This window comes from Agrobacterium pusense (assembly GCF_013285525.1).
Taxonomy (GTDB): domain Bacteria; phylum Pseudomonadota; class Alphaproteobacteria; order Rhizobiales; family Rhizobiaceae; genus Agrobacterium; species Agrobacterium pusense.
On the sequence record NZ_CP053857.1, the window covers coordinates 1,952,252 to 1,967,324 of the forward strand.

A 15,073-nucleotide genomic window follows, 5' to 3' on the forward strand; every position below is an offset into this window, starting at 1 on the left:
CACTGGACCGAGCGCCTTGCCTGTTTCAGCAAACATTCGAGTACGTGTGGAACCGAATGAAGCTGCGTCAAAAATTGTCGACAAAGTTGCATCGTGTTCGTGGTTCTTGCAGCCCGCGCAACCTTTGCCCCATCTCTGGAAGAGAATGATCGAACCTGAAAGCCTGCGCGGCTCAGGCTCGCGTCCGAGAGGTAACAATGCTGGTATTCATCATCAAGCGTTTGGGAAATGCCGTGCTGGTCATGCTTTCCGTTGCGCTTATCGCCTTTCTCATCTTTCGGCTGGCGGGTGATCCCGTCGAGCTGATGGTCGGCGAACAGACGTCGCAGGAGGATCGCGCAGCGCTCCGTGAGCGGCTCGGCCTCAATGACAGCCTGCCGACCCAATATCTGCGGTTCGTCAAAGACGCGGCGGAGGGCAATTTCGGCGTTTCCTACCGCAACGGCCAGCAGGTGCTGCCGCTGATCGCGGAAAGGTTCCCCGCGACCCTTGAGCTGGTGCTGGTTGCCACCGTGATCTCTCTGGTCGTCGGCCTGCCTCTGGGTGTTCTGACGGCGATCCGGCGCGGGAAGTGGTACACGGAAGGTCTGCAGTTCCTGTCGATCGTCGGGGTTTCCCTGCCAAGCTTCGTTGTCGGCATTCTTCTCATTCTTGTCTTTTCCGTTTCCCTCGGCTGGGCACCGGCCTTTGGCCGTGGCGATGTCGTTCAGCTCGGCTGGTGGTCAACCGGGCTTTTGACCTCGTCCGGGCGTGCTGCGCTCATTCTTCCGGCTATCGCGCTTTCGCTTTATCAGATCACCCTCGTCATGCGTCTGGTGCGGGCTGAAATGCTTGAAGTTCTGCGGTCCGATTTCGTGAAGTTCGCACGGGCACGTGGCATTCCGCGCTGGCGGATCTACTTCCGTCATGCGCTGCGCAACTGTCTGATGCCGGTGGTGACACTGACGACGATGAATGTGGGTTCCCTCATCGCCTTCGCGCTCATCACGGAAACGGTGTTTCAGTGGCCGGGCATGGGCATGCTGTTCATCCAGGCGGTTACCTTCCTCGATATCCCCGTCATGGCGGCCTATCTCTGCATCATCTCCTTCATCTTCGTTGTCCTCAACACGTTCGTCGATATCGCCTATGCGGTCATCGATCCGCGTCTGCGCACCGCGCGCTGACCGAAGGGAGCCAGTTTCATGACAGACCTTTCGCAAACGGAAAAACCCGCCCGCCGGTCACTTTTCAGCCGCATGCGCGATAGCGATCTCTACTGGTCGTTCAGCCGCAGTAAATCGGCCAAGATCAGCGCGCTCATCCTGACAATCCTCATCCTCGCGGCTGTCTTCGCGCCGTGGATTGCGCCCCAGAATCCCTATGACGGTGCATCGCTGGACATGTGGAAGGCCGAGCTTCCGCCGATCTGGCAGGAGGGCGGCGAATGGCCGTTTCTGCTTGGAACAGATACGCAGGGACGCGACATGCTCTCGGCCATTCTCTACGGCACACGCATCTCCATCGTCATCGGTGTCGCCTCCGTGCTGCTTTCGCTCGTCATCGGCATGACGGCAGGTCTGGTGGCGGGGTACTTCGGCGGTTTTGCCGATGGCCTCCTGATGCGCATCGGTGACATCACGCTCTCGATCCCGACCATTCTGGTTGCCATCCTCGTATCGACAGTCGTGCGGCAAATGCTGCCCGACAATCTGCGTGAGGTCGGCGCATCCGCCGTGCTCATTCTCGCCATCGCGCTCTCCGCCTGGGTGCAATATGCCCGCACGGTGCGCGCCCAGGCCATCGTTGAAACCGGCAAGGACTATGTTCAGGCCGCAAAGCTGATCGGCGTGCCCGCCCGCCGCATCATGGCGGCGCATATCCTGCCCAATACGTTAACGCCGATCATGGTTGCCGCCACGCTGAATTTCGGCATGGCGATCCTGACGGAAGCGACGCTGTCCTTCCTTGGCATTGGCATGCCACCAAGCCAGCCGTCGCTCGGCACGCTGATCCGTATCGGCAACCAGTTCCTGTTCTCCGGCTCCTGGTGGATCGTGCTGTTCCCTGTCTTCCAACTCTGCCTGCTCGTCGTCACCGTCAACCTTCTGGGTGACTGGCTGCGCGATGCGCTCAATCCGAAACTGAGGTGAGCTCCATGCACGATCTTCTTCTGCGCAACGTACGGCCCATGGCGGGCGAAGCCTGCGATATTTTGATCAGGAACGGCAAGATTTCAGGTTTCGGAACATTTGACGCCGAACCCGGCATGCCGGTTGAGGATGGCAAGGGAGCAATTGCCGTTCCCGGCCTTATCGATGCCCATACGCATCTGGACAAGACGACGTGGGGCATGCCCTGGCACGTCAACAACCGTGCTGCCATCCTGCGCGAGCGGATCGATTTCGAGCGGGAAAACCGCGTTCAGATCGGCATCGATCCGCATCGCCAGTCCATGCGCCATGCGATCGGCCTTGCGGCCAATGGCGGCACCCATATTCGCAGCCATGTCGATATCGACCCCACCCATGGCCTGAAACTGGTAGAGGGCATATGGGAAACCCGTGAGAAGCTTGATGGCATCATCGACATCGAGGTCGTCGCCTTCCCGCAATCCGGCGTCATGGTCATGCCCGGCACGCTGGAGCTTCTCGATGAGGCGTTGAAGCAAGGCTGCGAGGTGCTTGGCGGCATCGATCCCTGCGGAATTGACCGCGATCCGAAGGGCCAGCTGGACATTCTTTTTCAACTGGCGACAAAACACGGCGTGCCGATCGATATTCATCTGCACGAAGCCGCCGACCTCGGCGCCTTCACGATGGAGCTCATCTTCGAGCGCATCCGGGCAAACGGCATGCAGGGCAACGTTGCCATCAGCCACGCCTTTGCCCTTGGCATGAACGACTATCTGCGCGTTGGCAGGCTGATCGACGAGATTGCGCGGCTTGATGTCGCCATCCTGACCACGGGTGCGCCATCGGCAAGCGTGCCGTCGATCATGCGCCTCAAGGAGGCGGGTGTGCGCGTTGGCGGCGGCTGTGATGGCATCCGCGACACATGGGGTCCGTGGGGACAGCCGGACATGCTGGATCGCGCCAAGATTATTGGCATGAAAAACGGTCTGCGTTCGGATATCGAGCTTGCGCATGTGCTCCATGTCGTTTCCAGGGGTGGCGCCGATGTCATGGGTCTTGAGGATTACGGCATGGAGATCGGCTGTGCTGCCGACTTCACGCTGCTGACCGGCGAAACGCTGGCGCATGCTGTTGTTGATATCGCGCCGCGGCCGCTGGTCGTCAAAGGCGGCCGGGTTACGGCGAGAGATGGCAAAGCCATTGTGGAGGCGCCGTGATGAGCGACGTTCTCAATGCGTTGCAACTTGGCGAAAGGCCGCAAGGGCGGACGTTGCTCACAGCCAGCTGGGTTGTCGGGCACAAGGACGGATCGCACCGCCTTCTGAAAAACGGCGAGGTTGTCTTCGAAAACGGCGAAATCGTCTTTGTCGGGCATGGATTTCCCGGAGAGGTCGCCCGGCGTATCGATTTTGGCAATGCGCTCGTCAGCCCCGGCCTGATCGATCTCGATGCGCTTTCCGATCTCGATACGACGATCCTCGGCATTGATCATCATCCGGGCTGGGCGAAGGGTCGTGTCTGGCCGCGCTCCTATGTCGAGGCTGGTCCTTACGAAATGTATTCCCCGGAAGAGCTTGCCTTCCAGAAGCGTTTCGCCTTCGGGCAGTTGCTCCTCAATGGCATCACCACGGCAGCCCCCATCGCATCGCTGTTCTATCGCGAATGGGGGGAGAGCGTGGCGGAATTCGAGGCGGCCGCCGATGCCGCCGGAGAACTTGGTTTGCGCGTTTATCTCAGCCCCGCCTTCCGTTCAGGCGGCATGGTGCTGGAAGAACCGGGCCGCATGGTGCCTGTTTTTGATGAGGAGCGTGGTTTTCAGGGCCTCGCCGACGCAATCGCCTTCATCGAAAAGCAGAGTGGAAGGCACGGCGATCTGGTGCGCGGCATACTCGCGCCGGACCGCGTGGAAACCTCCACCCTGGCGCTCATTGAGCGCACCGACGCAGCGGCCCGCGAACTCGGCTGCAAGTTCCGTCTCCATATGGCGCAGGGCGTCATGGAGGTCGATACGGTTCGCAAGCTTCACGGCTCGACCGCACCGGTGTGGCTCGCCAAGGCCGGGCTGCTCAGCGAAAGGCTTATCGCCCCGCACGCCACTAATGCGACGGAAGAAGATCTGGCGCTTTATGCGGAAAACGGCGTCTCCATCGTCCACTGTCCGCTGGTTTCGAGCCGTGGCGGCAGCACGCTCTCATCCTTCTCCTCCTGCCGCAAACGCGGCATCAATATCGCGATGGGAACGGATACGGCCCCGGCCGACATGCTGATGAATTTGCTCCTAGGACTGATCACCTGCCGCATCAATGACGGTGCTCCGGACCAGATCCGCTGTGCCGATCTCTTCGATGCGGCCACACTTGGCGGCGCGCGGGCTCTTGGACGATCTGACCTTGGCCATCTTTCCCCGGGCGCAAGGGCAGACATTGCTGTCTTCGACCTCGACGATACCGTCATGGCGCCGAGCATCGATCCGATCACCACGCTGGTGACCGGTGGTTCGGGCAAGGTCACGTGGGCCGTTTTTGTCGACGGCCGTCTTTCCATGCGTGAAAGGCAGGTCGCCCGTATCGACATGCGGCGTGCCCGTGAACAGGCGCAGGCGCAGTTCGATCGCCTGATTGCAAAATATCCCGAACGGAGCTGGGCAAATCCGCCCGTCTACGAAATCTTCCCTCCGAGCTATCCGGTGGAGGTCGCCCAGCATGGTTGACATGAACCAATCGGTTATTGATGTCCGCAATCTCAAGGTCGAGTTTCCGGGGCGTCGAGGCACCGTTACCGCGCTTTCCGATATCAGCCTTTCGATTCGGCCCGGTGAAATTCTTGGTGTTGTCGGTGAATCCGGCGCCGGCAAATCCATGACGGGTCTTGCCATACAGGGCCTGCTCGAGAAACCCGGCCACATTGCCGATGGTGAAATCTGGCTCGGGTCGCGCCGTATCGATCAACTGGATGACCGGGCGATGGAAAGCATTCGCGGTCGTGAGATCGGTGCGATCTTTCAGGACCCGCTGACCTCGCTCAATCCGCTCTTCACGGTCGGTGCGCAGCTTGTCGAGACGATCCGCCAGCACCTGCCGCTGTCGAAAGCGGATGCACGCGCACGGGCCGTTCAACTGTTGAAGGATGTCGGCATTCCATCACCTGCGGATCGTGTCGATCATTATCCGCACCAGTTTTCTGGCGGCATGCGCCAGCGTGTCGTCATTGCGCTGGCGCTCGCCGCCTCTCCGAAACTCATCATTGCCGATGAGCCGACGACGGCGCTCGATGTCTCGATCCAGGCGCAGATCATTTCCCTGCTGCGGCGGCTGTGCAAGGAAAAGCAGACGGCGGTCATGCTTGTCACCCACGATATGGGCGTCATTGCCGAGGCTGCCGACCGTGTGGCGGTGCTTTATGCCGGCCGGCTGATCGAGGTGGGCCCGGTCGAGCAGGTGCTGCACGAACCGCGCCACCCCTATACGCAGGGCCTGATGGCCTCCATCCCGTCACTTGGCGCACGGGTGGAGCGGCTGAACCAGATCGACGGCGCGATGCCGCGTCTCGATGCGATCCCGCCCGGATGCGCGTTTAATCCACGCTGTGGATTCGCCGGGCCGCGCTGTCGGCGGGAAAGGCCTGAACTCGAAACCGTCGGCAACGGCGCCAGTGCGTGCTGGCTGAATGCAGGAGGCACAGCATGACACAATCCGCATCTCAAAAGGCCCCACAGAACAAGCCGGCCTTGACGGTGAAGGGCCTGACGAAAACCTTCGACGTTTCGGCCCCGCTGCTCAATCGCATCATCGAGCGCAAACCACGGCAGTTCGTGCAGGCCGTCAACGATATCGACTTTTCCGTTCCGGCCGGCGGCTGTCTCAGTATCGTCGGTGAAAGCGGTTGTGGCAAATCGACTGTTGCCCGCCTGGTAACGGGACTTTTTCGGCCAAGTGCCGGCGAGTTTCGTTTCGCGGCAGGCGGCAAGGGTAAACCGCTGTCGGCACAGATGATCTTTCAGGATCCCTATGCCTCGCTCAATCCGCGCTGGCGGGTGAAGAACATCATCGCCGAACCGATCCGCGAACTGAAGCTACGCGCGACCAAGGCTGAAACGATGGAGCGGGTGGAGGAGCTTCTCAAAACCGTGGGCCTTTCAGCCTCCGATGGCGAAAAGTTTCCGCATGAATTTTCCGGCGGTCAACGCCAGCGCATCTCCATTGCCCGTGCATTGGCAAGCGAACCGGAATTCCTCGTCTGCGATGAGCCGACATCGGCGCTCGACGTTTCGGTGCAGGCGCAGGTGCTGAACCTCATGCGCCGCCTGCAGGATGAACTCGGCCTCACCTATCTCTTCATCAGCCACGACATGAGCGTTGTTCGTCACATGTCAGACCGTATCGCGGTGATGTATCTCGGCCGGATTGTGGAGGAGGGGGATACGGAAGAGCTTTTCGCCAATCCGCGCCATCCCTATACACGGCTGCTTCTCCAGACGATCCCTAATATCAAGGCGCCGCAGCGGGACCGGGAGATTGTTGCCGGTGAAGTGCCAAGCCCTCTGAAGCCGCCTTCGGGTTGCGCGTTTCACCCGCGTTGTCCGCTCGCAACGGCGCAATGTTCGGCAGAAGTGCCTAAGGTGAAGAGCCTTGCCAACGGCACGCGGGTTGCCTGTCATCTGGTCGAAGATGACACGCAATGGGCGGGCGAGCGACATCGCGCCTGAGCGGAAAAATCAGCCGAGCGCGGCGCGCAGGTCGTGGGAAAGGTCGCGGATTTCGCTGAGATCGAGCTCCGCTTCCACATGCTCGAGGTGGTGGGTCATCAGGTGGATGGCCCGCGACGGATCATTGTTGGCGATCGCATCGACGATTTCCGCATGTTCGTCCGGGCCGCAGTTGAAGCGATCCGTGTTACGGTAAACGGCTGTTATCAGCGACGAGCGGGAAATGAGGTCGCGCATGGTGGTAAAGAGAAAATCAGAACCGAGCGTTTCCGCAAGCAGAAGGTGGAACCCGCCGGAAAGCTTGATGATGTCGGTCGTGACGTTTTTGGCATTGGCCACGCGCTCTTTGGCCACGTGGTCGCGTAGCTTTTTGAGATCGGTCTTGGTGGCGGATTTGCAAAGTCTTTCGACAACGCATTGCTCGACGGTACGGCGCACGAAGAAGACGTCGCGGGCTTCCTCGACCGACGGTTTGGAGACGAAAGCACCGCGATTGGGAACGATGGTCACCAGTCCGTCACGTTCGAGAACGGACAAGGCTTGGCGGATTCTGGCACGGCTGACGCCAAAGATTGTCGCCAGTTGCTCTTCTTTCAGCTGCACACCCGGACGCAGCCGGCGTTCGGCGATCGAAAGCCATACTTTCTCGACAATCTGCTGCGTGGACGGGCCGGCCTGCTCGCTCATTCGACATACTCCCCAATCGTCCTAGAGAAGCGTGATGTGAATGAAAAAGTCAACCGTATCAACGGGATTTTGGTTGCAACATTGTCAACAATATGAGAGATAATTGTAGACTAAATTAGGATGCCGATCATGGAATTCGATTTCAGCGCGCTTGAGCCCCAGAGCCGCTACCGCCTTCTGACGAATTTTATCGGTCCGCGGCCGATCGCACTCGTGACGACCCGCTCGGAAGCTGGCCATAACAATGCAGCGCCGATGAGCTTCTTCAACGTCTTTTCGCATGATCCGCCCATCGTGGTCCTCGGCATTCAGCCGAAGGTGAGCGGCGAGGAAAAGGATACGATGGTGAATATCCGCCGCACTGGCGAGTTCGTGGTCAATATGGTCGATATGTCGCTTTCGGAGCAGATGCTGATCTGCGGTCTCGGCTTCGACAATGAAGTTGACGAGATGTCGATGGCCAAGCTTACGGCCATGCCCTGCAGCAAGATCGACGTGAGTTATGCGGCGCAATCGCCCTGCGCCTTCGAGTGCCAGGTGGACCGACTGATCGATTACCCCCGCCGCACGCTGGTGCTGGGCGAAGTGGTTCATATGCATGTCCATAACGAATGCCTCGATGAGGAGGGACGTTATGTCGATGCCGATCGCTACCAGCCGATCGCCCGGCTTCACGCCGACAACTACATTACCTCGGACCGCCAGTTTGTTTTGAAGGCGCCACCAATCACCGATTTCACCGCGCCTGACGGCAAGTGACAGCTCATCAGGATGCGTGCGATGCATATTCGTTTGATCAATCCCAATTCCACCGCCTCCATGACCGCGCAGGCTCTCGATAGCGCGCTAAGGGTCAAGCAGAAGGAGACCCACGTCTCCGCGGCAAATCCTGACGATACCCCCGTCAGCATCGAAGGGCAGGCGGATGAGGCCATGGCCGTTCCCGGGCTGCTCGCGGAAATCCGCAAGGGCGAGGCGCTGGGCGTGGATGCCTATGTGATCGCCTGTTTCGATGATCCCGGACTTCACGCCGCACGCGAAGTGGCGCGTGGACCCGTCATCGGCATCTGCCAGGCCGCCGTGCAGGTGGCGATGACGATCAGCCGCCGCTTCTCGATCATCACGACGCTGCCGCGTTCCATCGCGATCATCGAAGATCTGGTGGAGGATTACGGCGCGCAACGGCATTGCCGGAAGGTCCGGGCAATCAACCTGCCGGTTCTTGGTCTTGAGGAGGATCCAGAGGTTGCGGAAGCGCTGCTTCGGCGCGAAATCGAGGCCGCCAAGCGGGAGGATGCGGCAGAAGCGATCATTCTCGGCTGCGCGGGCATGTCCTCGCTCTGCGACCGGCTGCGCGACGCCACAGGTGTTCCGGTCATCGATGGTGTGACGGCAGCGATCAAGCTTGCCGAAGCTCTCGTTGGCGCCGGTTACAATACCTCGAAGGTCAATGCTTACGACTATCCGCGGGTGAAGGGGCCGGCCCTCGTCGCCTGCGCCTAGTCTGCAGGAAAATGCCCGCGGCCATTTGCGAGCGCTTGCGCCACGTTCTAGTGTTCTCCCGCGCACACCGGTCAAGCGGGCGCGCCGCGGGGGGAGCGTATGATCGACAAGCTGGAATTTTTCATTGCATTGGCGCGGGCTGAACATTTCGGCCGGGCGGCGGAGGAATGTGGTGTCTCCCAGCCCAGCCTGTCGGCGGCAATCCGGCAGTTGGAGGATCAGTTGGGCGTCGTTCTCGTGGTGCGTTCAGCGCGGTATCAGGGGCTGACGCCGGAAGGCCAGCGTGTGCTGGAATGGGCGCGTCGTATCGTTGGCGATACACGCACCATGCGTGAGGAAATGCGCGCGGCCCGTAGGGGCCTGGCCGGACATATACGTCTGGCCGTCATTCCGACCGCGCTTGCCATGGTGCCGCGATTGACCGAATCCTTCCAGGCGCGCCATCCCGATGTGACTTTTTCCGTCACGTCCCGCACCTCGCTGCAGGTTTTGAGCCAGATTGAAAACCTCGAGATCGACGCGGGAATCAGTTACCTCGACAATGAGCCGCTCGGACGCGTGACCACCGTGCCGCTCTATTCCGAGCGTTATCACCTCATCGCGGCTGCCGGAACGCCACTTGCCGATCAGGAAAGCGTTACCTGGCAACAGGTTTCCAGTCTTAGGCTTTGTCTATTAACTCCGGACATGCAGAACAGGCGCATCATCAACCGGCACATGGCCGAGGCTGGCGTGGAGGCCAAGCCAACTCTCGAATCCAACTCGATGATCGTGCTTTTTTCTCATATCCGCACCGGACAATGGGCTTCAATAATGCCGCGTAACCTCGCGGAATCGTTTGGTTTTCCTAAGCAGATCAGGATAATCCCGATTACTGATCCGGACCCCGAACACCTCGTGGGCCTGATTGCCACCCACCGGGAACCACACACTCCCCTTGTCTCCGCGCTGCTTCACGAGGCTCGCCAAAGGGCCGCCGAAAAGGCATTTGATAGGAATTTCCTATCAAATGACGGAAACTGATTATTGACCTGATCCCGCCGATCTCGACATTCTTGCAAGCACTGCAGGGCGGCGAAAGGATTGACTATATCCCGCTCGTTATCCCTGCCCCTGTCGGTTTGGGAGGACTGGCTTATGAATATTCGAGCGGTTGCCGTAGATGAGGCGGCGCGTGTTTCCGCCATCATTGATGAATTTCTCCATCTGGAGGGGCCTTTGCTGCCCATCCTGCATGCAATGCAGGAAGAATTCGGCTATATCCCGGAAAGCGCCAAGCAGATCATCGCATCCGCGCTGAACATATCGCGCGCCGAGGTTCATGGCGTCGTCACCTTCTACCCCGATTTCCGTGATCATCCGCATGGTCGCCATGTCTTAAAGCTCTGTCGCGCCGAGGCTTGCCAGTCGATGGGTGGCGAGCCTCTTGCGGAAACCATCAAGTCCCGCCTCGGCCTCGACTGGCACGAAACCGCGCCTGACGGTTCCGTCACGCTTGAGCCGGTCTTCTGTCTCGGGCTCTGCGCTCAGGCACCGGCGCTGATGCTGGATGGCGAAGTCCATGCCCGTCTTGATGAGGACTGTCTTGGCGACATTCTGACGGAGGCGCGCCGATGAGTGTCACCGTTTTTGTTCCCGCCGATTCCGCCGCTCTTGCCGTTGGCGCAAACCGTGTTGCCGATGCCATCGCCCGCGAGGCCGCTGGCCGTAACCTTGAGGTCGAGATTGTCCGCAACGGCTCGCGTGGCATGCTCTGGCTGGAAGTGCTGGTCGAAGTGCGCACCGAGCATGGCCGTATCGCCTACGGCCCCGTCAAGGCAAGCGACGTCGCCTCGCTTTTTGACGCGGATTTTCTGACTGGTGGCGACCATCGCCTCTGTCTCGGGCTGACAAAGGACATTCCGTTCCTGAAGAGCCAGACGCGTCTGACATTTGCCCGATGTGGCGTCACCGATCCATTGTCGCTGGAGGATTACCGCACCTATCAGGGCATGAAGGGTCTTGAAAAAGCTGTGGCGATGGCCCCGCTGGATATCGTTGCGGAGGTGACCCGGAGCGGCCTGCGCGGACGCGGCGGCGCTGGTTTCCCCACCGGCATCAAATGGAAGACCGTTGCCGATGCGGTGGCGGACCAGAAATACATCGTCTGTAATGCGGATGAGGGCGACAGCGGTACTTTCGCCGACCGGATGATCATGGAAGGCGACCCCTTCGTGCTGATCGAAGGCATGGCGATTGCCGGCCTCGCCGTCGGCGCGTCCAAGGGCTTCATCTATACCCGCTCGGAATATCCCTACGCCATCAGGGTCATGGAAAAGGCGATCGAGATCGCAAGGCGTGAGGGTATTCTTGGGTCCTCCGTCCTCGGGTCAGGCCGTGCGTTCGATATGGAAGTGCGCATGGGCGCCGGCGCCTATGTCTGCGGCGAGGAGACCTCACTCCTGAACAGCCTTGAAGGCAAACGCGGCACGGTGCGCGCCAAGCCGCCGCTACCCGCCCTGCAGGGCCTGTTCGGTAAGCCGACGGTCGTCAACAATGTGATTTCGCTCGCTTCCATTCCGGTCATCATGGATCGTGGCGCGGCGTTTTATCGCGATTTCGGTGTCGGCCGTTCGCACGGCACCATCCCGATCCAGCTTGCTGGCAACCTCAAGCATGGCGGGCTTTACGAAACCGCCTTCGGTTTGACGCTCGGGCAACTGGTGAACGATATCGGTGGCGGTACGATCACCGGCCGTCCCGTCAAGGCGGTGCAGGTGGGAGGTCCGCTCGGCGCATATTTCCCGGTGTCGCTGTTCGACACGGTCTTTGACTACGAAGCGTTTACGGCGGCTGGTGGCCTGATAGGCCATGCGGGCATCGTGGTGTTCGATGATACGGCAGACATGCTGCATCAGGCCCGGTTTGCGCTGGAGTTCTGCGCCGTCGAAAGTTGCGGCAAGTGCACACCCTGTCGCATCGGCTCGACACGCGGTGTCGAGACGGTGGACAAGATCGCGCTCGGAATCGAGCGGGAGAAAAACACGGCGTTGCTGGAAGACCTCTGCGAAACCATGAAATTCGGCTCGCTCTGTGCGCTCGGCGGTTTCACGCCCTATCCCGTCATGAGCGCGCTCCGGCATTTCCCTGCTGATTTTGCCCCCACCCCACGTGTTGAAGCGGCGGAGTAAGACCATGGCCCTTGTAACTGAATTCGACTACGGCACCCCCAAGTCCAACGCTACGGACATGGTAACGCTTACGATCGACGGTCGCCAGGTGACTGTTCCCGCTGGAACCTCGATCATGCGCGCCTCGCGCGAAGCGGGCATCGATGTGCCGAAGCTCTGTGCCACCGACATGGTGGATGCCTTTGGCTCGTGTCGGCTCTGTCTGATTGAGGTGGAGGGCCGCAATGGCACCCCTGCCTCCTGCACCACGCCTGTTGCCGCCGGTCTCGTCGTGCATACGCAGACAGAGCGGCTGAAGCAGATCCGCAAGGGCGTGATGGAGCTTTACATCTCCGATCACCCGCTCGACTGCTTGACCTGCGCCGCCAATGGCGATTGCGAGTTGCAGGATATGGCGGGCGCGGTGGGCCTTCGCGATGTGCGTTATGGTTACGAGGGCGACAATCACGTCAAGGCCCGCACCGGGGAGGGCGATCTTAATGCCCGCTGGATGCCGAAGGACGAAAGCAATCCCTATTTCACCTATGATCCGTCCAAATGCATCGTCTGTTCCCGTTGCGTGCGCGCCTGCGAGGAAGTGCAGGGCACCTTCGCGCTCACGATCGAAGGCCGCGGTTTTGAAAGCAGGGTATCGCCCGGCGCGCACGAGGCATTCCTCGATTCCGACTGCGTGTCCTGCGGCGCCTGCGTGCAGGCCTGTCCGACCGCGACGCTCACCGAAAAATCGGTGATCGAGATTGGCCAGCCGGAACATTCGATGGTGACCACCTGCGCCTATTGCGGCGTCGGTTGCTCCTTCAAGGCGGAAATGCGTGGTGAAGAGCTGGTGCGCATGGTGCCGTGGAAGGATGGACAGGCAAACCGTGGCCATTCCTGCGTCAAGGGCCGCTTCGCTTACGGATATGCGACCCACAGAGATCGTATCCTCAACCCGATGATTCGCGAAAAGATCAGCGATCCGTGGCGGGAAGTCACCTGGGAGGAAGCCTTCTCCCACGTTGCGTCCGAGTTCCGGCGTATCCAGGGCACCTATGGGAAAGAGTCCATTGGCGGCATCACCTCGTCCCGCTGCACGAATGAGGAAACATTCCTCGTCCAGAAACTCATTCGCGCCGGTTTCGGCAACAATAACGTTGATACCTGCGCCCGCGTCTGCCATTCGCCCACGGGTTATGGTCTTGGCCAGGCCTTCGGCACATCTGCCGGCACGCAGAATTTCGACAGCGTGGAGCATTCCGATGTCGTGCTTGTCATCGGCGCCAATCCGACCGACGGCCATCCCGTTTTCGGTTCGCGGCTGAAGAAGCGGCTACGTCAGGGCGCAAAGCTGATCGTCATCGATCCGCGCCGTATCGATCTTGTCCGCACGCCACATGTGGAGGCCGCTTTCCACCTGCCGCTGCTGCCGGGAACCAACGTTGCGGTGCTGACGGCGCTTGCCCATGTGATCGTCACGGAAGGTTTGTTCAATGAGGCCTTCATTCGCGAGCGTTGCGACTGGTCGGAGTTCGAGGATTGGGCCGCCTTCGTTGCCGAGCCGCGCCACAGCCCGGAAGAGACGGAGCGTTTCACCGGTGTTCCCGCGGAAGACTTGCGCGGCGCGGCCCGGCTTTATGCCAAGGGCGGCAATGGCGCGATCTATTATGGTCTGGGTGTCACAGAACACAGCCAGGGTTCAACGACCGTCATGGCGATTGCCAATCTTGCCATGGCGACCGGCAACATCGGCCGTCCCGGGGTGGGCGTCAATCCGCTGCGCGGTCAGAACAATGTGCAGGGATCCTGCGATATGGGGTCTTTCCCGCACGAACTGCCTGGCTATCGCCATATCTCCGATGATGCGACACGCGATGTGTTCGAGAAACTCTGGGGCGTGAAGCTTAACAACGAACCGGGGCTTCGCATTCCCAACATGCTCGACGCTGCCGTTGATGGCAGTTTCAAGGGCATCTATATTCAGGGCGAGGACATTCTCCAGTCGGACCCCGATACCAAGCACGTTTCCGCCGGCCTTGCCGCCATGGAATGTGTCGTGGTGCACGATCTCTTCCTGAACGAGACGGCGAATTACGCGCATGTGTTCCTGCCGGGTTCCACCTTCCTCGAAAAGGACGGCACCTTTACCAATGCCGAGCGCCGCATCAACCGCGTGCGCAAGGTCATGTCGCCGAAGAACGGTTATGCCGACTGGGAGGTAACCCAGAAGCTGGCGCAGGCCATGGGTCTTTCGTGGAACTACACCCATCCTTCAGAGATCATGGATGAAATCGCGGCGACAACGCCGAGCTTTGCCAGCGTTTCCTACGCCTATCTCGAAGAGAAGGGCTCGGTGCAGTGGCCCTGTAATGAGAAGTTCCCAGAGGGTTCGCCGATCATGCATGTCGACGGCTTCGTGCGCGGCAAGGGCAAGTTCATCCGCACGGAATATGTGGCGACGGATGAGCGCACCGGTCCGCGTTTCCCGCTGCTGCTCACCACCGGCCGCATCCTGTCGCAATACAATGTCGGGGCGCAGACACGGCGCACCGAAAACGTCGTCTGGCACGAGGAGGATCGTCTGGAAATCCATCCCCATGACGCCGAACAGCGCGGCGTCAAGGATGGCGACTGGATCAAGCTTGCGAGCCGCTCGGGCGATACGACGCTGCGAGCGCTGATTACGGATCGTGTGGCGCCGGGCGTGGTCTATACGACCTTCCACCATCCCGGCACGCAGGCGAACGTCATCACGACAGACTTTTCCGACTGGGCGACCAACTGCCCGGAATACAAGGTGACGGCGGTTCAGGTCTCTCCCTCCAACGGGCCGACGGAATGGCAGGAAGAATATGATGCGCTTTCGCGTCAGTCCCGCCGCATCGCCGGCAAGCTGGAAGCTGCGGAATAATCGGGGC

The 15,073-nt window shown here is 60.3% G+C and carries 13 protein-coding genes; 12 read left to right on the forward strand and 1 reads right to left on the reverse strand.

The genetic code is table 11. The features are described from left to right. The first annotated feature begins 197 nt into the window (after nucleotides 1–197). The 6 genes from HQN82_RS22455 to HQN82_RS22480 are packed head-to-tail and all read left to right on the forward strand — an operon-like array spanning nucleotide 198 to nucleotide 6,819. A complete protein-coding gene (locus tag HQN82_RS22455; protein ID WP_004444583.1) occupies nucleotides 198–1,166 on the forward strand; it encodes an ABC transporter permease in 969 nt (322 codons plus the stop codon). Nucleotides 1,167–1,184: 18 nt separating this feature from the next. After that, entirely contained in the window at nucleotides 1,185–2,132 is a 948-nt protein-coding gene (locus HQN82_RS22460) for an ABC transporter permease (RefSeq protein ID WP_006700311.1), read from the forward strand. Between the two features lie 5 nt (nucleotides 2,133–2,137). After that, the gene (locus HQN82_RS22465) at nucleotides 2,138–3,331 is read left to right on the forward strand and encodes an amidohydrolase family protein (RefSeq protein WP_048902938.1); all 1,194 of its coding nucleotides are present in this window, start codon (nucleotides 2,138–2,140) and stop codon (nucleotides 3,329–3,331) included. Beyond that, nucleotides 3,331–4,824: an amidohydrolase family protein gene (locus HQN82_RS22470; protein ID WP_173615961.1), complete on the forward strand. Its 1,494-nt coding sequence runs from the start codon at nucleotides 3,331–3,333 to the stop codon at nucleotides 4,822–4,824. Before HQN82_RS22465 ends, HQN82_RS22470 begins: the two co-directional genes overlap by 1 nt. Further along, entirely contained in the window at nucleotides 4,817–5,800 is a 984-nt protein-coding gene (locus HQN82_RS22475; RefSeq protein WP_004444579.1) for an ABC transporter ATP-binding protein, read from the forward strand. Before HQN82_RS22470 ends, HQN82_RS22475 begins: the two co-directional genes overlap by 8 nt. Further along, entirely contained in the window at nucleotides 5,797–6,819 is a 1,023-nt protein-coding gene (locus HQN82_RS22480) for an ABC transporter ATP-binding protein (RefSeq protein WP_077987573.1), read from the forward strand. Before HQN82_RS22475 ends, HQN82_RS22480 begins: the two co-directional genes overlap by 4 nt. A 9-nt stretch (nucleotides 6,820–6,828) precedes the next feature. Here HQN82_RS22480 and HQN82_RS22485 read toward each other — a convergent pair whose 3' ends face one another. Beyond that, a complete protein-coding gene (locus tag HQN82_RS22485) occupies nucleotides 6,829–7,506 on the reverse strand; it encodes a GntR family transcriptional regulator (protein ID WP_006700316.1) in 678 nt (225 codons plus the stop codon). Between the two features lie 129 nt (nucleotides 7,507–7,635). On the opposite strand from HQN82_RS22485, the gene HQN82_RS22490 reads away from it, so the two are divergent. The 6 genes from HQN82_RS22490 (at nucleotide 7,636) to fdhF (ending at nucleotide 15,066) form a co-directional block, all read left to right on the forward strand. After that, on the forward strand, nucleotides 7,636–8,265 hold the full coding sequence (locus tag HQN82_RS22490; RefSeq protein ID WP_077987599.1) for a flavin reductase family protein: 630 nt from the start codon (nucleotides 7,636–7,638) through the stop codon (nucleotides 8,263–8,265). Between the two features lie 21 nt (nucleotides 8,266–8,286). Beyond that, complete coding sequence (locus tag HQN82_RS22495; RefSeq protein ID WP_072493768.1) at nucleotides 8,287–9,009, forward strand: aspartate/glutamate racemase family protein; 723 nt, start codon at nucleotides 8,287–8,289, stop codon at nucleotides 9,007–9,009. A gap of 99 nt (nucleotides 9,010–9,108) precedes the next feature. After that, nucleotides 9,109–10,032: a LysR family transcriptional regulator gene (locus HQN82_RS22500; protein WP_006700319.1), complete on the forward strand. Its 924-nt coding sequence runs from the start codon at nucleotides 9,109–9,111 to the stop codon at nucleotides 10,030–10,032. Nucleotides 10,033–10,146: 114 nt separating this feature from the next. Next, nucleotides 10,147–10,626 (forward strand): formate dehydrogenase subunit gamma, encoded by a 480-nt coding sequence (locus HQN82_RS22505; protein ID WP_077987574.1) that lies wholly within the window; start codon nucleotides 10,147–10,149, stop codon nucleotides 10,624–10,626. Further along, nucleotides 10,623–12,179 (forward strand): formate dehydrogenase beta subunit, encoded by a 1,557-nt coding sequence (locus HQN82_RS22510; RefSeq protein ID WP_077987575.1) that lies wholly within the window; start codon nucleotides 10,623–10,625, stop codon nucleotides 12,177–12,179. The genes HQN82_RS22505 and HQN82_RS22510 overlap by 4 nt, the downstream gene beginning before the upstream one ends. A 4-nt stretch (nucleotides 12,180–12,183) precedes the next feature. After that, entirely contained in the window at nucleotides 12,184–15,066 is a 2,883-nt protein-coding gene (gene fdhF / locus HQN82_RS22515; protein ID WP_077987576.1) for a formate dehydrogenase subunit alpha, read from the forward strand. Nucleotides 15,067–15,073: the final 7 nt, after the last annotated feature.